We start from the raw sequence: 19100 nt of genomic DNA on the forward strand, positions 1-19100 counted from the left end.
TCTCAGCAGCCGTGCTGAATATAGAGGGTGGGCCCTGTTTAGACGCTCCTGATCAACTGAGAGTGGTCGTGACTAGTAACTTCTAGCGTTCTAGCAATAATCGCTACTTGTCGAATCTACTAGGAAATGAAGCGGGACGGATTCGGTGTGCAAACCAAGACCGCCCGCTTCGCGAAGACAGTCGTAACGTTCGCTCAAAAAGCCGTCGCTGGCGAGCCAGCTCCGGCATACCGGCCCGGGAAAGAGGGGTATGCCGATTGGGTGATTCTGGCGATACAGGGGTTCAAAGAGTATCTCGGCCACGATTACCGGAAGCTGATGGACGTGCTGCGAGAGATGCCGCGCGTCGCGGAATCACTCGATTTGACGGTGGAGACGCTGCCGCACTTCTCGACGGTGTGTGCGCGCAAGCAAGCGATTCCGATGGCTCGGTGGCGAGCGATCCTCGACGCGTCGGTCGAACTGTACGAACTCGGTGATGTCCAAGCGATCGACGCAACCGGCGTGGATCGTGTCCAAGCTAGTCAGCACTACGCAAAACGAACGGACTACACGTTCGAGGCGGTGAAGACCACGCTGCTCATCGATTGCGAAACGAGTGCGATCCTAGATATACACTGTTCGATGAAACAACCTCACGATACCCAGATCGGCTGGCAAGTGCTGGTGCGGAATCTCGACGATTTGACGGCTGTGGCGGCTGATAAGGGATACGACTGGGAGCAGCTCCGCACGAGGTTACGCGCTGAACATATCACACCCTTGATTCCGAAGCGTGACCCAGGATTCCGGGGGTGGGCGAGGAATCTACTCATTCACGATCGGGGCTACAATCAACGCTCGAACGCTGAATCGGTGTTTTTCGGCTTGCGGCAGCGATACGGTGAGACGCTGTGGGCGAGAACCTGGTTCGGTCAATTCCGCGAACTTGTCATGAAATCGGCGGTGCGAAACATCGAACGCGCCTTAGAGGGTTCAACCCGATGAAATCAGGCGTCTAAACAACGCCTAGAGGGTGTATTCAGCAAGTTTCCGCTGAACAAACCGGCCCTCCGTTATTAGCGACCGTGGGACTGCCTCTGGCCGTCAAACTTTTTTCAGATGGCACGGTACCTGATACATGACTGACTTGCCCTCCCTCTCTCGTCGTCAACTTCTCGCAACACTCGGTGCTACTGCGACCGGTGTAAGCGGGTATGTTGCGGGCGTTCGCTCCGCTGACAGTGTACCCAACTGGCTCGCTGGGCGCGACTGCCCTTCGTTCCCGCTCGTTACGAGTCCGACAGACTGGTCGTTTCCCCAGCACGATAGCGCTAACACGGGCCACGCTCCGGCACGGGCCAGTCCAGACTGGCCACTCGACGAGATGTGGGAACTTGAATGGCCAGTCGGGGGACTGTACCGCCCAACCCCGCTCATCGTTGCCGACGGCACCGTAATTGCGTTTGTAGATGATGGGCAGCGAGGTCTTCTACTCGCTATCTCGCTCGCCGACGGTCAGATACGCTGGCGTCGCCCGGCTCAAAACGCCGAATACGGATGGGCTGCTGCAGCGAACGGGACGGTGTTCGCTGACGTTGCCACTCCTGACTCGCCTGTGCAGTTCGCGGCTCGGTCACTCGGCGACGGCACGGCCTCGTGGACATCGAACGTGGGATTGGCTGGCTTGGCCACCCCTAAGTTCGCCGGAGGACAGCTCCTTACCGTTGACCAGTCTCGTGACAGCACACGCAACGACGAGCAGTTTGCTCTCGTCGCACGCGATGCCCGTACCGGTCGAAAGTGCTGGCGAACCGTCCACGATGGGAGGCGGCCTCTGGACATGGCGGTCGCCGACGGGCGAGCCGTTCTCCCGACGCGTGAATCCGGTATCATAGCACTCGACGCTGCCTCAGGTGAGCAACGCTGGCGGTCGGATGTTGGTGGGGACACCGCTGCAATCGTTGACGGACGGGTCGTCTCTACGCGATTCCCGGGGGAACTTCGGGTGTTGTCGCTTGCTGATGGGTCGGTAGAGTGGACTATCCAGAGCGAGTACTTCATCGAGAGCGTGGAGAGTGCCGAGGAGACGCAATATGCCCGGCCCGGGTTCGATGTCGGTGCTGTTACTTCGGAGGCGATTGTGTACCACCTGAGCGTACCGAGTGATTACCCGGGACGATTGCAGGCCCGTGCGCTCGATACTGGTGACCTGCTGTGGGATGTCGGGCCAGAGCCGACACCGGTCGCGGCTCACAGTTACTCACGACCAGTTGTGGTTGGTGACGATGTCTTGTCCGTCCGGTCTGCCCGCCGTGGAGGCAGTGAAGACCCACCGAGAGCACTCTTACGACATGACATCGCGGACGGGACGGAACTCGACCGGATTAGTTACTCGGTCGGCGATATCGTCTATCGTCCAGTAGTCGCTGATAACACTCTGCTCGTTCCGACGGGAGAGCGGTTGGTCGCGTATACCTGAGGGGGAGGGCGATTGGGTGACGGTCAGACAGAGGGACGGAGACATGGGCTGGGCCACGACTGAACTCGTATCCCCACTATCTGCTCTGCAAGATTCGCGCCCTCTATGCAGCACGTGCTGACCCGGCTACTCGTCTTCTGACAGTAGTGGTGTGCCCGATAGAGAGGGTGTATGCAGCAGGCGGCTTTGCGGTCACCGATATCGCACTTGAGTCCCTGCCGCTGTTCTCACTAGCCGCGGGGAGTGTATTGGGTGGAGTTCTCGGAATAATCGCTGGCTATGGGGGGTTCGCAGCGGCGTTCTTTATCATCGCCAACCGGATCTATTGTGACGTTTTACCAGGGGATATTCGCGGCCCTCGATTTGATTTTCTGTTCACCGCAGTTATAGTTTCGATTATGATGACCCAACGCTTCGTAACCACACAGACGCAGCTATCGGTGGTTTTCGGTATCCTCCCGATATTTGTGGGAGGCGCGGTGCTGTTGGCAGTATACGTGCGTGCAGTTGGTCCCCGGAGCCTCACCGACCCGACATCGCCACTGGTTGCGCCCTATGAACAGGTCATAGTCTGGACTGAGGTTCGCGACAACGATCAACCTCAAACTACGGCGAAGAAAGTGTAGCGGTCCTGTTCACTATGGACGATGAGTGCCGCACAATTTGAGTATAAGCTCAATCGCCAGGCGAGACGCTCGAAAACTGGATTGAAGAGGTGCCATCATCATACGGGAAACGGCCCATCAGTACTGATGATATGAGTTTGATCTTATCAAATGAGTCTGGTTGATTAGGGCCCCTCGTTTTCGGCATCGTTACTTCTTGATCGAGAGTAGAGAATATAGCTTATACCCCCGAGAGCTGCGATTGCAGTGGGTACTCCAAACCCCGGCATTTGTCCGCTGGTGGTCTGTGTTGGACCAGTACCATCATCACCCAGTTCATTATTTTGTTCGGTAACCGTAGTGTCAGAAGCATAGTTTGGAGTAGAAGTAGGGGTAGGGGTATCGCTCGGGGTAGGAGTAGCGGTAGGAGTCTCGGTTGGCGTAGGAGTGGGAGTAGCTGTCTCAGTTTTTGTGCTTGACTGATCATCACTGCTGGCGTCGGGGGTGCTATCTACGTCATTATCTGATTCAAATGCGCTCAATGCTTTCTGACGAAGTTGCTCTAACGGGTTGGTTGACTCAACGGTCTTTCCCGGATATTGTCCAGTGAATCCCTCCCCAGTTCTAGCCCCTACACTGCTTCCGGACTGAGGGTTTGCCACAATTGTTGGTATTGACGATGAATAACTTTCCAACGATGGCTCGTATTCCCAGAGAATCCTTCCCCCTAAGTCTGACACGTCATCACCATCATCATTCGATTGTAGAGCTAAGCAGCATATGGACCCCCCACCGCTGCTGAAGATGAATCCATCCAGTATCGTTGCTAGACTCCCTAAGGTAGTACCTCCCTGATTTACTTTGCTCAGATTATACTCTATCTGCTCTGCAGTGTTTTGTGGGTTTATCCTTTTAATAGATGACTCTCCTAGTATGTACAGCTCATTATTTTCTAAGACGATGCGACTATCCTGACGTAGCGATAGCCTGTTGTGTAGAGTGCCATCTTTATTCAGAATATACACCTGTGGCCCCTCTGACGTAGTTATAAAGTAGTATATAAATTCCTCGTCGATTATTGGACTTTCTACACGGATAGCATCCTCAAGCACGTATCTCCAATTAATCTCCATACTGGGGACATCTACTGAGGCTATTTCATCAGTGTCTATCGGTGCAGTGTAGATATTATTAGAGGACTTTGTAATGAGGCTCATCTGCACATCCCCTTCATCAAAGTTGTCAATTCTCTCAATTATCTCTCCGCTCTCTCTGTTAATGACAAAAAGATTACCGAACACGCCTGCTACATATACCTCGCCATCTTCAACAAAAACTGGCGAAAAGGTCCAAACCCCACGTGTAGTATCCTCATCTACTCTGTATTTTTTACTCTTCCATACCACCGACTGTGTAGTTACGTCTAATGCGAGTATATGGGCTCTATCAGAGAATTCAAATCCTCCCCGGTTTCCAAGGTACAATATATCATCAACCAAAGTAATAGCTAGTGAATCCAAGAATGGGTTCGGAATATCATTTTCAAACACCCATTCTCTCTCTCCAGAGACGGCATCAAATGCATATATAAAATTCTTGTGAGTTACGTAAACTGTTCCATTAACAACCGTTGGTGTATTTATTCCTGTATCACCTGCCTCAATCTGTGCTTCCCAAACTTCATCTCCCGATATTGCATCAATAGCAACCAATCTATCGCCCAAGCTCACGTAGACCGTGGGCCCGCTAGCGTCGTTATTCAATGTGGGTTGGCTTACGCTCCCCTCTGATGTTGTACGATTTCTTGATTTGGCGTTAACTGATTCCACAACACCAACGGATGATAAAAGAGCCAACCCACCTGCTGATGTCACGATGTTCCGACGACTCACCGAATTCCACGAATTTGGTCTACCCCCACCCTGATTTTTGTCCATATAATGTCAATAGGTTGAACTAATAAAAATGTTCTGGCAAACCTCGCTCTCCAACCCCTGTCACCATGTTAATCAGTTTAATATCGTTTCCCTACTCTTCCCCCGGCAACTGTTTGGGAGTGGCTGAATTAGTAGTATAATTCGCAGCGACTCATACCGGTGACCGGCACGCGCCCTGTATGCAGCACGGCCTCAGAAACCTCCCCTGTTCCTGTCAGGAGTGCCGTGCCCGATACAGAGGGTGCATCGTTCACTCAACAGCAAGGGGGTTCAGTCTCCGGAAGCAGCTTCCTGAACAAGGCATATGTATCGAACAGGGTAGTTCCATACGTGCACGATTGGGTCAGACTCGGATTGGTCGCCGTCGTCGTATTTATCGCTCTCGCAGGTGGTGGCGCACTGTTGTTGCCACCCGATGTGATTTCGACGTTTCCGCTGAGTGTTGTACCGCTGCTCATCTGCTGGCCTGTTGCATACTGGTTCGTCTATTATCGAGAAGGAAAGACCCCGTTCCAGTCTGATGACTAAGCGCCCTGTATCCAGCACGACTGCTGGGTAATGTCTCTGTTTGAGCGTTTTACTACAGCCCTTGAGTTCCGACTCTGCCTCCGAATATTTGACCACACTTCTATGAGCGGAAAGTTCTCTACACGATGACGAGTTGTCGGTAGTAATGGGGTGTTGTGTCTCCGGTGAACTGGGGTTGACTTCGGCACGCAAGGCGTGCCGAGAGGCTATCGAACAGGCTGTACTCGAGTCGATGCGAGAGGACACGCCGGGGGTACTAGTCGATGCACTCCCGACACTGGGGAAGTCGAGAACCGTCGCCACCATCGCGGGAGACCTTCTCGACACCGACGATGGGCCCCGGGGTGTCACGGTACTGACCCACCGGAAGGAGACTCGCGACCAGCTAGAGGCCTGGGCCGACGAGGCGGGACTGGACGTTCTGCAACTCCCTCGACTCGACGACGACTGTCCAGCGGCTAGCGGTGAGTTCGGCGAGTCGTGGGTCGAACGCGTTCGGCAACTCCGTGCGAGGGGGCTGTCTCCTGGCCGACTCCACGGTAGTTCGGTGTACGATCTCCCCTGTTCCGGCGACGAGACGTGCCCCTACGTAGCCGGGTGGGAGGACTGCAGAGAACACACGGTCCTAATCGGACACCCCACCCACGCGTACGTGCCCGAGGTGACACGCAACCGAGTGGTGGTGTTCGACGAGGACCCTGGCGAGTCGTTTCGACTGGAGTTCGATGCGAACGCCGTCCAGCGTGTCGTCGGGGCGTACCTCGAGGAGAACCCGGACTTCGACGAGCCGTTGGGTGGCTCTGACGACCCGGTCCAGTCCGTCGGCGACCTCCGAGGGTACCGAAAGTACTCGCCGGACGAGGACGTCGAAGCGCTGCTGCGAGTCGTGCGTACCGGTCAGCTGTTCGACGACCCAGTACTAGCCGACCGACCTCGCGGGCACGGGGCCGCACGAGCGGTGGTACTCTCGCTCCTCGAGTCCCGGCGAGACGACCTGAACAACGGTGTCGAACGCGTGGCGCTCCCGGGGAACGCTGTCGCCGCGTACGACGACATCGACGGTGTGCTGTACATCCGACGCCCGCCGAACCTCTCGGCGGCAGCAGGGGTCGTCGGGCTGGACGGTACCCCCATCCACCGCATCTGGGAGGGGCGGCTAGGCTGTCCACCGGAGGCCGAGCTCCAGTACGAACGAGTCCTGTGTGACCGTTGCCGTCGCCAGTACCTGATGGAGGTGCTCGGCTACCGGGTGTACAACACCACGCCGAACATCAAGCCGTATTCGAGACAACGGCACATCAGCAAGGGGAAGGACTTGGCGTTGATCGAGGCGGTGTACCTCGAGACAGGTGTCGAACCAGCCGTCATCACCACAAAGACCGCGGAGCGCTACCTCGGACGCGAGTGGACGCACGTCCAGGCCAGTTCTCACTACGGTGCAGTCAGAGGTAGCAACGCCTTCGCCGGAGACGAGATACAGGTTGGAATCGTCCTCGGGAGCCAGCATCCTGGTGACCGCGAGATCCTTCGGCTGGCTGCCTTGAGCGGGGATCGACTCGAGTTATCGGAGCGCCACCTCAACCGTGGCCCAGACCTGTCGTACGGAGTTGCGGCTCGCCCGGAAGAGCCGGAGAACCCGTACCTGACGTACTTCCGCGAACACGTGGTGGTGCAGTCGGTCTTGCGATTCGGTCGCAGTGCGGGCGCGACCGTGTACGTACACACGGGTGCGGTGCCGGACTGGATCCTCACCGATGGGCCGATCGGGGCCGAGAAGTCGGTCATCCGCGAGCGCTGCGCCGGTGAGCGCGAGGTAATCAGTGCGCTCTCGGATGGTGCCGAACTCACTGCCAGCGAGATCGGTACTCGAGTCACCATCGCTGAGCGGACCGTCTACGACCGACTCGGACCTCTATCGGAGTGGTGCATCATTGAGCGAGTGACCGAGCGCCAGCCCCACCGGTGGCGCCTTCTCGATCCCGACCGACCCGGAGCTGGCTACGTCATCGACGATCAGTGGTACGTCCGTCTCCCCGGGACAGACGGTTTCGTCGACTGAGGCACGCTGTTTCGGCTGCTGGTCGTTTCGCGGTTCGACGTACGAGTAAATGTACGTGACTCCGCAAAGTTCGGTACCTGAATGGTTTAGACTGAATTGGTCGTCGAACCGCGCGGCGGAACGCGCCAACGTGGTGGGTTGAGCGCGTAATCCGCCGTCAGGAACTGCTGCACTGCGCAGTGGCAACGATGCAACGCCGGGCCCCGGCCCGGGCGGTTCGCGCTTGGACGCAACAATGTCCAACAAAAACCCAAACAACGGAAACCAGAACCCGAACTCGCCCACTGACGACCCCGAGAATCCTTCGATCTCGTTCGAACAGCTCCGCGAGTTCAAGGAAGAAATGCTGTCACAACTCGATGGTCGCGCCTCCGCCCACGCGTCACTCACCCCCGTCTCACCCGAACAGGCGCTCAAGAAGTACCTCGAGACGAGAGCCGGTGACGTCCAAACCACGACGCTCCGGTCCCACGAATCACGACTCGGCAAGTTCGTGGACTGGTGTGGCGATCAGGGCATCGAGACCCTCGATGAGCTCGGTGGGAGTCACCTCGTCGACTTTCGCAACTGGCGCCGCGACGACGGCGACCTCGGGAGAGTCAGTCTGAAGACACAGATGGACACGCTTCGCGTGTTCGTCCGGTTCTGCGCCACCATCGATGCCGTCCCGGACGGACTCCACGAGAGCGTTCTCTCGCCGGTGCTGTCGCGCGACGAGGAGTCGCGAGACGTGTTGGTGTCACACGAGCAGGCGTCGCAAGTACTCGCGCACCTCCGCAAGTACCAGTACGCCTCTCGCGAACACGTCGTGTGGATGCTCCTCGGGAGTACGGGGATGCGCACGGGTGCGCTCCGGTCGCTCGACCTCGACGACTACGACCCGGACGACCTCTCCCTCGACGTCAATCACCGCCCCGAGACTGACACACCACTCAAGAACGGGAAGGACGGCGAGCGACTCGTATCGATCGACGAGTCGGTCGCGGAGGTGCTGAACGACTACGTCGCCGACAAGCGCCCGGAGGTCGTCGACGACTACGGGCGCGACCCGCTGGTGGCCACGACTGCCGGGCGTATCGCGCCATCCACCATCCGCAAGTACGTGTACAAGTGGACTCGTCCGTGCGTGCTCTCGGGCGAGTGCCCGATCGACAACGACCCGGAGACGTGCCCGGCGGCCTGCTCCTCTGACAAGGCTAGCAAGTGCGACCTGAGTCGCTCGCCGCACACCGTCCGTCGCGGGTACATCACGCACCAACTCGACACGGGTGTCCCCCCGTTCGTGCTCTCGGGGCGGTGCGACGTCACGGAGGACGTGATGGACCAGCACTACGACGTACGGACGGAGGACCAGAAGATGCGCCAGCGGAGGGAGGTGCTGGAACGCCTCGCCGAGCTCGAGGAACAGTACGGGCACCCGACCGAGGAGGAGGACGAGCGATGACCGGGTTCGCGTTCGAGACACCCGACCGGTGTGTCGTCTGTGCTGGCTCGGCGGACATCCATGCGGTCGTCACCTACCACCGCGCCGGTCTCTACGATTCGGAACTCCAGAGTGGTCACCTGTGCTCGTCCTGCGTGACCCGGGTCGAGACCATCCTGAACTGGGCTCCGCCGTCCGAGTGCGACTTCTGTTCCGCGCCGTTCCCCGAGGCCGTTCGGCACGACGTGATGATGTACGACCCGGAGAACACGCTGTTCGAGACCTGTTCGATCTGTAGCGACTGCTACGACAGACAGAGATAGTCACCGGACCCGCCTACCGTTCACGGGGACGGTGTTGTCGGAGGAGCGTGGTACCGTGTCCAGTCGACCGTGGCAGGTGTATCTTCTCACGCCGAGCGGTGGTGTTGTGGGAGGCGCGTGGTGCCGTATCCGACTAACCGTGGCAGGCGTATCTTCTCAGTCCGGCTTGGATCCCAACGAGAGTGACGCGCCCGATAGTTCGGCCATCGCCTGTTCTCTCACCCTGTACTACGTCTCGGTCGCTAGCCGGCTCTGAGAACGCTGTTCGAGCCCCGTCGCTCCAACTTCCGCTGCGAGTCGCCGACCACGTTTCAGCGTCTGTTCAGCATCTCTGTCCTGTCCGTAGCCAGACTCCGCGAGACCGAGGTGAGTGTGAAGCCAGGCGACGACGTACATGTTTGCGAGTTCTCTGGACCGCTGTAGTGCGTCTTTCCGCTGTGCACGTGCCCTATTGAAGTCGCCAGACGCATACTCGACACACGCACGGAGACACGACAGTTTTGCCTCGTACGACTGGTCGGAGGAGTCCGCCTCTTCAAGAGCGCTCTCTGCGCGGTCGAGGTGTGGCTTCGCTTCGTCGGGCCGCCCCTCTTCGATGGCGACCTGCGCTATGGCTAACAGCACAGAAATGCTCGGCTCCCGAAGCTCCAGTTCGTCGAACGCTTCGAGTGCTTCCGTGAGGGTCGACTCTGCCTCCCCGTACCGTCCCTCGGCTAGGGCGACCCGACCCAGAACACCCTTCGAGAGCCCTCGGACCCGGTCGTCGCTCACCTCCTCTGCGCACTCCAGCGCCTCACCGGCCTCTTGGGCCGCGGTGTCGTACTTCCCTTGTTGCCTCCACACCTCCGCGAGGTTCCGCCTCAGTATCGCCTCGTCGCGGACATCGCCCATCGACTCGACCGTCCGTATCCCTCGTTCGAGGTACTCCTCGGCGGTCACCAAGTTACCCAATCCCGTGGCTACGTTTCCGAGGTTGATGTACCCGATCACCTGCCACTCCGGGTTACCGAGTTCTACTGCTCGCGCGAGCGTCTCGCGGTGGTGCTCCCGCGCCCGATCCAAGTCGTTCTTCGCCTCGGCGACCCGACCCAGGACGTTGTGACATTGCGCGACCCCGAGGTCGAATCCGATTCTTTCACGCAGTTCGAGACTTCGCTCGGCGTGCTCGGTGGCTTCATCGTACGCCTCCATCGAGACGTAGACGGACGCCATGTTCCCCAGCGCGTTGCTCTGGCGGCGTAACTCGCCGAACTCCTCGAACAGTTCGAGTGCTGCCCGCTGGTACTCCAAGTCACGCCCGTACTCGGTCCGCCTGAAGTACACCATCCCCAGCCCCTGTAACGCGTCCGCCTCCCCCGTCCGGTCTCCAATCTCGCGGTGCGCTTCGAGCGCTCTCTCGAACGCTGCCTCTGCCTCGTCCAGACGCCCCAGACGCATGAGGACCGTCGCGGCACCTCCAACGCAGCGCGCCCTGACCTCTCGCACCTCGTCGGATCCCTCTCCCTCTGGTATCTCCCGTTCGACGGACCGATACTCTTCCAGCGCGGCCTCCAGTTGGCCACTCCCGGCGAGCATTTTCGCCCGGTCGCGGTGACAGTGGAGGGCACCGACAGTCGAACAACGAGCTTCGAGGGAGAACGGCTGTTCGTCGAACCGCCCGAAGTACGGAGCGAGTGCCGGTACGTCACAGCCGTACCTGAACAGTCGTCGGGTAAACTCGTCCGCCCACGTCTCCGGGTCAGGGGCGATACGTCTCGCCAGCCTACCTCTCCCGCCTGCCTCCGTGCGCGCCCCAGACTGCTCCTCAGCGAGTGCAAGTACCCGGTCTACCGCCCGCCCGAGCAGTCCCGGTGCGTCGTCGAACACCTCTAGTGCCTCCGTCAACATCCGCCTCGACCAGAGTTCGTGACCGATTCGAAGCCGACCCTGCTGGTCCGAGGTCCAGACGACTCCGAGGTCGTGGAGCCGTGCGAGCGGCCTGTCGGTCGCTTCCCCTCCCGGACCGCCTGCGTGGACGTCGACGAAATCAGCCGTCACTCGCTCGCCTGCCGCGTTCAGGAGGTGGACGAAGAGTGCTGCCTCCTTGGTCAGCGTCCCTTCATCGGCCAACTCAGCTAGCCGCCGCTGGACGTCTTCGACAAGTCGCGTCGGGGTGGTACTGCTCGCGACCCCAACGGGGTCGGCGTAGAGGCTGACCCTGTGTGCGAGCAGGAACATCCCCCCGGAGTTTGCTTCGTCGTCCCAGACGCCGTCCAGTAGGTCCTGCGGTGAGAGGTTCGTCTCGACACCACTCAGCGAGTGGAATCGCCCGAGAAACCGCTCGCAGTCCCCGAATTCAGGGTCTCCCAACTCGATCACCTCCGGAACCGCGTTCTTGTACTCTCTGACTGCGGCGTCTACCGGCAGCGAGCGCGTGTCCATCCACTCGCTCGAACGTGCGTCGAACAAGAAGTGGACGCTATCGTCCGCTCGGAACTCTTCGGCTAGTCGGAACACGTCGTTAGCACTCTCTCTGACGGCGTCTTCGACGACGACCAGCGTCTCTTCGTGAGTCGTTCTGAGGTAGTTCCGGAGGAGCGCTACCGACCCGAACGAGTCCCCCGTCCCCGACTCGCGGTACAGTACGGTACCGATATCTCGGTCGAACCACGCACAGGCCACTGCTTTAGCTACCGTGCTCTTCCCACTCCCGGGTTGGCCAACTATAGCACAGTCCTGTCCCCCCGAGAGTCTCTTGACAAGGTGTTGCGTGAGGGACTGCGCCTCGTCTGAGGCCTCTCCTTCGAGCGTCCGTTCGACCGCGTAGCCCGCTTCGACCTCCGAGAGGGTCAATCCGGTCCGGAGTGCCACGGAGAAATCCCGCGGTTCGTGCGCCTTGAAGTACTCCTCGGTGAGTCTGACGAAGCCCTCGTTTTCGAGCGCGAGAGGGTGCCAAACGTCTCTACTGGCCCGTTCCGGCACTTCGGCTCCGTGTGCGAGTTCGAGTTCGTTCGTCACGTCGGTCCCGTCCGCTCGGAGTTCCTCCACAATCTCTCGTGCCCAGTCTACAGCACGCCCCCTCTCGTTCTGGACGGCTCCGAACGCCCCCTCGTCTGAATCGTATATCAAGAGACGAGCGCTCCACTCGCCGGCAGCGCTGGCTGTCACCAGTCCGTACGGGGGTGTCTCAGCCGCTGTGACGTGACACCCTCCTCCGGCCATCTCTGGGAGTAACTGCCCCGCCCCGGTGAGTCCACGGTAAGCCTCGACTGGGACGATCAACCGAACCGCCCCGTCAGTCTCGACCAACACGTTCCGGCACGCCTCCAAGACTGCCAGCGGACGAGTCGGGGGAAGGACTACTCCTACATCGTCTTTACCTTCCAGCCAGTCTGCGAGGTCGTGTAGGTTCTCGTTAGTCTCTCGACCGCTCGATATCTGTGCCCCTCGTAAGAACTCTCGTGGCACGTTCGCACGGTGGTCAAGGTGATCAACGACCGGTTGTGCTCGCAGAATGTCGCGCTCCCGGACGAGGAAATCCCGGTACTCCTCGACCGCTAGGACCGCTACGAGGGTCGGTTCGTACCCCTCCCCGGTACGAGTCACCAGCCCAGAGCTTTCTAACTCGTTCACTACACGGTTGACTGTCGCACGCGAGTACTCCAGGACATCTACCATCTCGCGTTTCTCCAGTGGCCGTTCCCGGAGCGCCTCCAGGAAATCGGCCCGAGATGCGACCAACGACAACACCTCGTCTCCTCCATCGCCCACCAATCCACTCACGATACGGATTCGTACGTATGATTGTGGTATGATACTTGCTCTCCTCTGCGGAGTACGGACGCTCGTTTCTCACCGGGTGAGAAGGCTACTCACCAGGTAAATAAATCACCACACGGAGTGCCGATGCGGACGAACTCAATGAGAGGAAACAGACGACGAACCTTGCTGAGTGTCGCCGTGGTCGTGATCGTTCTGCTCGCTGGTTGTGGAGCGAATGCACCAGGGACACCCACTGCCGACGTGACTGAAACGTCAACACCCGAATCTACCCCTACTCCGACGCCGACGCCGACGCCGACGGTGACGCCGACGCCAACAGCGACACCGACACCGACGGCAACCCCCGAGCCGACACTGAGCGACGTATCGCTCCCCCCCGGAATGACCACGGACTCGGTTAACCGCCGGCTTGCACAGGCGCACGTCTTCGCTCTCGGTGAACAGTCACTGACGCTCAGTCGGACTACAGACTTTGATTTCCAACCCGCGATCACTACCACCACTCGGATCGCGAACGACACCGCACTCTCGGTCAGGTCCGACTCGTTCTCGGAGACGACGACCTGGATAAACGACTCCGGCCAGTACTCCAGGACCGAGTCCAGTAGCGGTGTGACGTATGGGACGACCGACCGACCGTTCCGCTTGGAGGGGGTCTTGGAGCAGTTCCGTTACCAGACGTACTTCGAGGCCGCGAACTTTGAGCCGACCGAGGTCGTTCAGCGAGACGGTGAACTACTGATCCGAATCGAAGCCGACGCGATTACGAGTCCGTCCACGTACCAGCAGACGTTCAGCATCGACAGCGTGGAGCGTTTCGAGGCGACTGGTCTCGTGACGCAGGACGGTGTGATTCGATCCCTGAGTGTCGAGCAAGAGTTCGTACGGGACGGGCGTACTGTCGAAGAGAGCGTCTCGCTACGTGTCACTGACGTCGGCAACACCACAGTTCAACGCCCATCTTGGATCTCGCAGGCTGTCGAACAGGCGGTTCAGGTCAGCTTCTCGTCGCCGAGCGATGGCCAGTACGTCGCAGTGACACACGAGGGCGGTGCGTCGGTCTCTGCCGGAGCCAACGTCTTCGTATTCGCGTCCGGTGACTACAACGGTCGACTCGCCGAACAGTTCTCTGAAGGGGACACTCTGTACCTCTACGTACAGAACGACCAACTCGTGGTGTCCCGCTCACAACCCGGCGAGAACGTCCAGACGCGCTCGTTCTCCGGGAGCGTCACCGTCGGGATGTTCAACGAAGGTTCCGAGGTGTTCCAGGAGTTCGTTAACGTCGGTTAACTCACCGACTCAGACCCACTCCCGACCGTTCGCGAATCGTATTTGAGTCGACTGTCCGTGACGTCCGGTTTGGACAGTCACTCACCACACTACAACCGTTCTTTCGAGAGTACACCGAGGAAATCACTGACCGACAGAAGAGTAGCCCGTAGACGAAGGAACACCTGACCGACGTCTGCTGTGTTGCCGGTGTTCTCAGTACCAGCCCCCTACTGTCTGGCCTGAAAGGCACGCTCCTGACCCGCGACCCTTCGTTCTACGACCGACACTCCATCCCCAGAGATCACGAAACACACCGGATCGAGAACTTCGACGTGTTCCTCGAGGGTCGGTCGATACTGATCCGGGACGAGTTACGCTCGGTCCTCGGTTCGTCGGCAGAGCGGTAACCGTGGACTGGTTCTCGTAGGAGTTGCCCGGACCTTATCTGGACGACCTGTGTCTCCCGTTCGATTAGGCGGCCCTCCGAACGAACGATTGATAACTCTCCACACACTATCTGGCTCCAGCGAATCGCACGACGTGACGGGGGTGGCGCACGGAACATGACGAACTCCAGAATCGTGACGGCGCAGGTGTTATGTACGACCCGCCGCCGTCTGTCGATTCCTAATCGTCATGAAGCGTAGCGAGCCCGGAGGGATTTGAACCGTTGCGGGACGGACCGCACAGCACCGCTATCCGTCCCGCATGGTTCGCGCGCAAGCGCGCTCACCCCCGACAACCAGCCCGGTTCCGGGGCGGCAAACCGCGCCGCCCGGGCTTCCGGGTACAAGCACTCTTGCCGGCTCTGCCTCGGGCCCTTGCCCATACTCCCCGCCTTCTGTCGGTCACCGAATCATGACTGTAGAAGACATGAAACCGACAGACGCAGTGGCATTGTATCTCGAAGACCGAGCCGCGGAGCTGGCTGACCTGACGCTTGCAGGGTATCGCTCCCGCCTCGGGACATTCACCGACTGGCTCGACGTCGACATGATGAGCGAGATTACCCCGCTCATTCTGAAACAGTACAAGGCCGAGAGAGCCCCTGAGCTGGCCGAAGACTCACTCAAGGGGCAACTGGATACGCTCCGGCACTTCATCCGATGGTCGGAGACACTCGGACTCGTCGAGAGCGGGATGCACAAGTCCGTGGTCTCCCCCGCCGGAGGAGAACAGCGAAGTACTACCCTCTCGGCAGAGCGAGCAGACGCCATCCTCGGCTATCTCGAACGGTATGAGCGGGCTTCGTTTGACCACACGCTGCTGACGACAATGTGGCACACGAGCCTCCGTACCGGCTCCCTACGAGCGCTGGACGTGGAAGACATCCATACCGGCGATGGATGGCTCGACGTACAACACCGTCCAGAAACGAATACTCCACTCAAAAACGGGAATGATGGCGAGCGACCAGTGAGCATCTCTCCCCGAGTAGCCGACTTGCTCTCAGAGCATCTCCACCACCGACGTATCGACAAAGACGACGACAGCGGTCGAACTCCGTTCTTCACGTCTCGTTACGGCCGCCGGAGCGCAACGAACATCCGGATGATCGTCTACCGATGGACCCGCCCTTGCGTGATCGGTCAAGAGTGTCCCGTCGGCCGTGATCCGGCCGAGTGTGAAGCCGCGGTCGACAATCGCCTCGCAGGCAAGTGTCCAGAAAGCGTCTCTCCACACGCTATCAGACGCGGGGCAATCACCCACTTCCTGAGTGAGGACGTGGAGCCGACCGATGTGAGTGCACGAGCAGACGTCTCAATGGGCGTCCTGCGGAAACATTACGACGTCCGAACCCCGCACGACAAGATGAACCAGCGGCGTGGGTCTTTCGACGCTCTGTAACCACCTCTCTCCTCATGTTTCCGTTGTAAGACTTCCGTAAACTGTGTTAAACTCCGATCTTCAGCACGCCAGTGTATCCGGCCCTGTAGGGTTCTGTTGAAACTCTCTGGAACTGATAGCACCAGTGTGCGACATGTAGAGGATGTGTACAACAATAGTACTGGTCTCAGTTCGGTCGTACTGGAACTGAGCGGGGCACGGAAGGCAACCGCAGTACGGTTGCTCCAGTACTCGTCGCATCACGGAGAATACGCCTTTGTTTGGAACTCTTCTTCAGATAATAACTGCTATTGTCGATGGCTTCTAGCGTTGTGTATAATGTCGAAGAGTACGCTCTCGACTATAGAAGAGTTGCTCGAGGGGGTTCAGGTGGATGTTGACGACCCAGACGCTATCTACAAACTCAGAAGTGCGAGGCAACTCCTCAGTGTCCTGAAACAGCGTCATAAAGACTTGGACGAGGCGGTCGACGAAGCGATTCCAGACGAGGATATCCTCGAGAATCTCAGAGAGCTAGGGTACCTGTAGATACAGCACTCGGCATGTCGGTCGGGAACCGCTTGAGACGTTCGTACTATTGCTGCCAACGAACGGCCGTTATTGCCACTCAACCGGCGCCTACCGACCGATTCGCGACTTGTATACCGCACGGTAGCGGGAACCTGCTCGGCGTCTGGCAGAACTGTGGCGCGAGATACAAGGGCGTATACAGCAGCGCGAAACGGGGGGAACCACAGCGATCGAGCCGCCTCTGTGCTGAAGCGATATAAACGCTCCACCCAGCTCTGTGCCATTCAACACGTTGCTACCATCACCAACAGTCCCTTATAGAGTCGATTGGAGTAACAGCTAATATCATCACACACAGACGACGTCTGTGAACGAGACGATTCGACGGCGGGTGAATGCTCGTTGGAAGAATGTCGTAATCTTCATCGCTGCCATGATTGTGGGAATAATGGCGTATACCGGTGAGCTCGTTTATACGCCCGTTGTGCTCGTACTGTTGCTGATTGCCGTGGGGATTGGTCGGTACGGTTCCGAGCAGTGATCGGGGGTGCCTCGCAACGCCCCATGAGAGATACCTGCTCTTGACCTAGCAATGCCGTTCCAAACCACCCGATATCCACCAGTACCGGGCTGTGAGAGACGGAGGATGTAGCCAGCACCACGAAGGCAACCGCTCTGGTATAGACCGAGTACGCGTGGTGACAAAATCGCCCTACGGCTCGGTTACGTTCTCGGGCGCACGTCTAACTGAAGGGGATCGGCCAACCTGTGGGGTGAGGCGCATCATCTTGCGGTAGCGAGGAAACCCCGTCCTTTAGGACGGGGAGGAATCGCGTTCGTACACAGTACCCCTTGACTTATAATGGCCCCTCGGTGTCCAGTGCTTTCGAACCCTGAATGACGAGTCCTCGCCACGTCAGGCCGTGTGCTTCTTTCACTTCGCTCAGTTTCTCGTATTCTTCATCGCTCACTTCGATGTTCAGGTTCGGCATCTATGCTATAACTTAGTAATTCGTTAGTTTTAACTTTCATGGTTTCGAGTGTTCTACTGTGACCGCTACTGCCACCAAGACGTTGCAGGCCACGCTCGCGCCCCCAACGGCGCACAAAGAGCGTCGTCTTCAACGGACTGTGGCTACCTACCGTCGTGCCCTCTCCGAATCGTTCGAGAGTGGCGCTGACACGCAGACTGCGGTCAACGACGTTGTGACGCCGTACACGCTCACGTCCTACGCCAAAGACGCGCTCAAGAGCTATGTCCCGAAACTGCGGGACACGTACAACGCTTCTGAGTTGAAAGACGACCATCCCGTTCGGTTCACGAACCGTGGCTGGCGTCTCGACCACTCTGAGGAGCGACGACACGAGTTCTGCTGGCGCGTCCCACAGGCAGGACGTGGCAACGCATTCTGGATTCCACTTCGCATCAATCCCGCACAGCGAGAGTTGTGGGATAACCTCCTCGACGGCGACGTGACAGTCGGCGAGTTTCGACTCCAAGAACACCGCACCAACTGGGTGCTTCACGTCACTGTCGAGTACGAGGTCGCGGAGCCAACTGAACCAGACGAACCGACGCACATTGGCTTCGATATTGGCGAATCCAAACTCCTGACGGGCTGTGCCCTTCGGGACGGTACTCCAACCCAACCATACATCTATAACGGCAGTCGTGCCCGACACCTCCGCAAGGAGATGTTCACGACGCTCCGTCGCCTCCAAGAGCGAGACGCCGAGTGGCGTATTCAAGAACGATTCGACCACTATCAAAACGCCCTCACAGATATTGTCGAGAAGGCGTCTCGTGAAGCCGTCGAGTACGCTCAACAGTTCGAGAACCCCGTTATCGTTCTCGAAGACCTGTCGTACATCCGTGAACATCTGGACTACGGCAAGTGGATGAACCGCCGTCTCCACAACTGGGCGTTCGCACGACTCACTGGTCGAATCGAGGACAAGGCCCGTGACGCGGGCATCTGTGTCCGATTCGTGAATCCTGCGTACACCAGTCAGACGTGCCATGAGTGTGGACACATCGGTTCTCGTAGTTCTCAAGCCATGTTCCGCTGCACGAACGACGAGTGTTGGGTGACGGAGTACCAAGCAGACATTAACGCGTGTGTGAACATCGCACGTCGCGTCAACCCGTGGGGAGAGAGGTGTGAGCTGAAACTTCACACCGATGACTCGCCACAGGATGGGAGTGCTTGTGACAGCACCACAGGACACCGCGAGCAGAGTCGGCAATCCCGACAGACGACGCTCGGGGACTTCAGTTCTGAAACCTCCGACGACGAGACTTCCCTTGTAGGAAGCCCCGCCCTTTAGGGCGGGCGAGGATGTCACGCGTGGATTAGACGCGTCAATCC

12 protein-coding genes are annotated in these 19100 nt (G+C 58.7%); 10 read left to right on the forward strand and 2 right to left on the reverse strand.

The window, feature by feature from the left end; genetic code table 11:
- The first annotated feature begins 126 nt into the window (after positions 1 to 126).
- The 3 genes from N0B31_RS22105 to N0B31_RS22115 all read left to right on the forward strand — a co-directional run bounded on the left by N0B31_RS22105 (position 127) and on the right by N0B31_RS22115 (position 3087).
- Positions 127 to 987, forward strand: coding sequence for an IS5 family transposase (locus N0B31_RS22105; protein ID WP_260644053.1), 861 nt, complete (start codon positions 127 to 129; stop codon positions 985 to 987).
- A gap of 379 nt (positions 988 to 1366) precedes the next feature.
- Positions 1367 to 2461 carry an outer membrane protein assembly factor BamB family protein gene (locus N0B31_RS22110; protein WP_260644054.1) on the forward strand — a complete coding sequence of 365 codons (1095 nt, stop codon included), beginning with the start codon at positions 1367 to 1369 and terminating at the stop codon, positions 2459 to 2461.
- 167 nt (positions 2462 to 2628) lie between these two features.
- On the forward strand, positions 2629 to 3087 hold the full coding sequence (locus tag N0B31_RS22115) for a hypothetical protein (protein WP_260644055.1): 459 nt from the start codon (positions 2629 to 2631) through the stop codon (positions 3085 to 3087).
- A 164-nt stretch (positions 3088 to 3251) separates the two neighbouring features.
- Here the strand turns inward: N0B31_RS22115 and N0B31_RS22120 are convergent, their stop codons facing one another.
- The gene (locus tag N0B31_RS22120) at positions 3252 to 5003 is read right to left on the reverse strand and encodes an outer membrane protein assembly factor BamB family protein (protein WP_260644056.1); all 1752 of its coding nucleotides are present in this window, start codon (positions 5001 to 5003) and stop codon (positions 3252 to 3254) included.
- Positions 5004 to 6192: 1189 nt separating this feature from the next.
- On the opposite strand from N0B31_RS22120, the gene N0B31_RS22125 reads away from it, so the two are divergent.
- The 3 genes from N0B31_RS22125 to N0B31_RS22135 all read left to right on the forward strand — a co-directional run bounded on the left by N0B31_RS22125 (position 6193) and on the right by N0B31_RS22135 (position 9336).
- Positions 6193 to 7590: a helix-turn-helix domain-containing protein gene (locus N0B31_RS22125; protein WP_260644057.1), complete on the forward strand. Its 1398-nt coding sequence runs from the start codon at positions 6193 to 6195 to the stop codon at positions 7588 to 7590.
- Positions 7591 to 7825: 235 nt separating this feature from the next.
- Positions 7826 to 9034 (forward strand): tyrosine-type recombinase/integrase, encoded by a 1209-nt coding sequence (locus N0B31_RS22130; protein ID WP_260644058.1) that lies wholly within the window; start codon positions 7826 to 7828, stop codon positions 9032 to 9034.
- Positions 9031 to 9336, forward strand: a complete 306-nt coding sequence (locus tag N0B31_RS22135) for a hypothetical protein (protein WP_260644059.1) — start codon at positions 9031 to 9033, stop codon at positions 9334 to 9336. The genes N0B31_RS22130 and N0B31_RS22135 overlap by 4 nt, the downstream gene beginning before the upstream one ends.
- Positions 9337 to 9564: 228 nt before the next feature.
- Here the strand turns inward: N0B31_RS22135 and N0B31_RS22140 are convergent, their stop codons facing one another.
- Complete coding sequence (locus N0B31_RS22140) at positions 9565 to 13086, reverse strand: tetratricopeptide repeat protein (protein ID WP_260644060.1); 3522 nt, start codon at positions 13084 to 13086, stop codon at positions 9565 to 9567.
- Between the two features lie 150 nt (positions 13087 to 13236).
- Here N0B31_RS22140 and N0B31_RS22145 point away from each other — a divergent pair, with 150 nt between their 5' ends.
- From N0B31_RS22145 to N0B31_RS22160, 4 genes are all read left to right on the forward strand, one after another.
- Positions 13237 to 14391, forward strand: coding sequence for a DUF7537 family lipoprotein (locus N0B31_RS22145; RefSeq protein WP_438271178.1), 1155 nt, complete (start codon positions 13237 to 13239; stop codon positions 14389 to 14391).
- Between the two features lie 840 nt (positions 14392 to 15231).
- Positions 15232 to 16221 (forward strand): tyrosine-type recombinase/integrase, encoded by a 990-nt coding sequence (locus N0B31_RS22150; protein WP_260644062.1) that lies wholly within the window; start codon positions 15232 to 15234, stop codon positions 16219 to 16221.
- Positions 16222 to 16539: 318 nt separating this feature from the next.
- Positions 16540 to 16749, forward strand: coding sequence for a hypothetical protein (locus N0B31_RS22155; RefSeq protein WP_260644063.1), 210 nt, complete (start codon positions 16540 to 16542; stop codon positions 16747 to 16749).
- Between the two features lie 1032 nt (positions 16750 to 17781).
- On the forward strand, positions 17782 to 19059 hold the full coding sequence (locus N0B31_RS22160; RefSeq protein ID WP_260644064.1) for an RNA-guided endonuclease TnpB family protein: 1278 nt from the start codon (positions 17782 to 17784) through the stop codon (positions 19057 to 19059).
- The last annotated feature ends 41 nt before the right edge of the window (positions 19060 to 19100 follow it).

Source organism: Salinirubellus salinus, from assembly GCF_025231485.1.
Lineage (GTDB): Archaea > Halobacteriota > Halobacteria > Halobacteriales > Haloarculaceae > Salinirubellus > Salinirubellus salinus.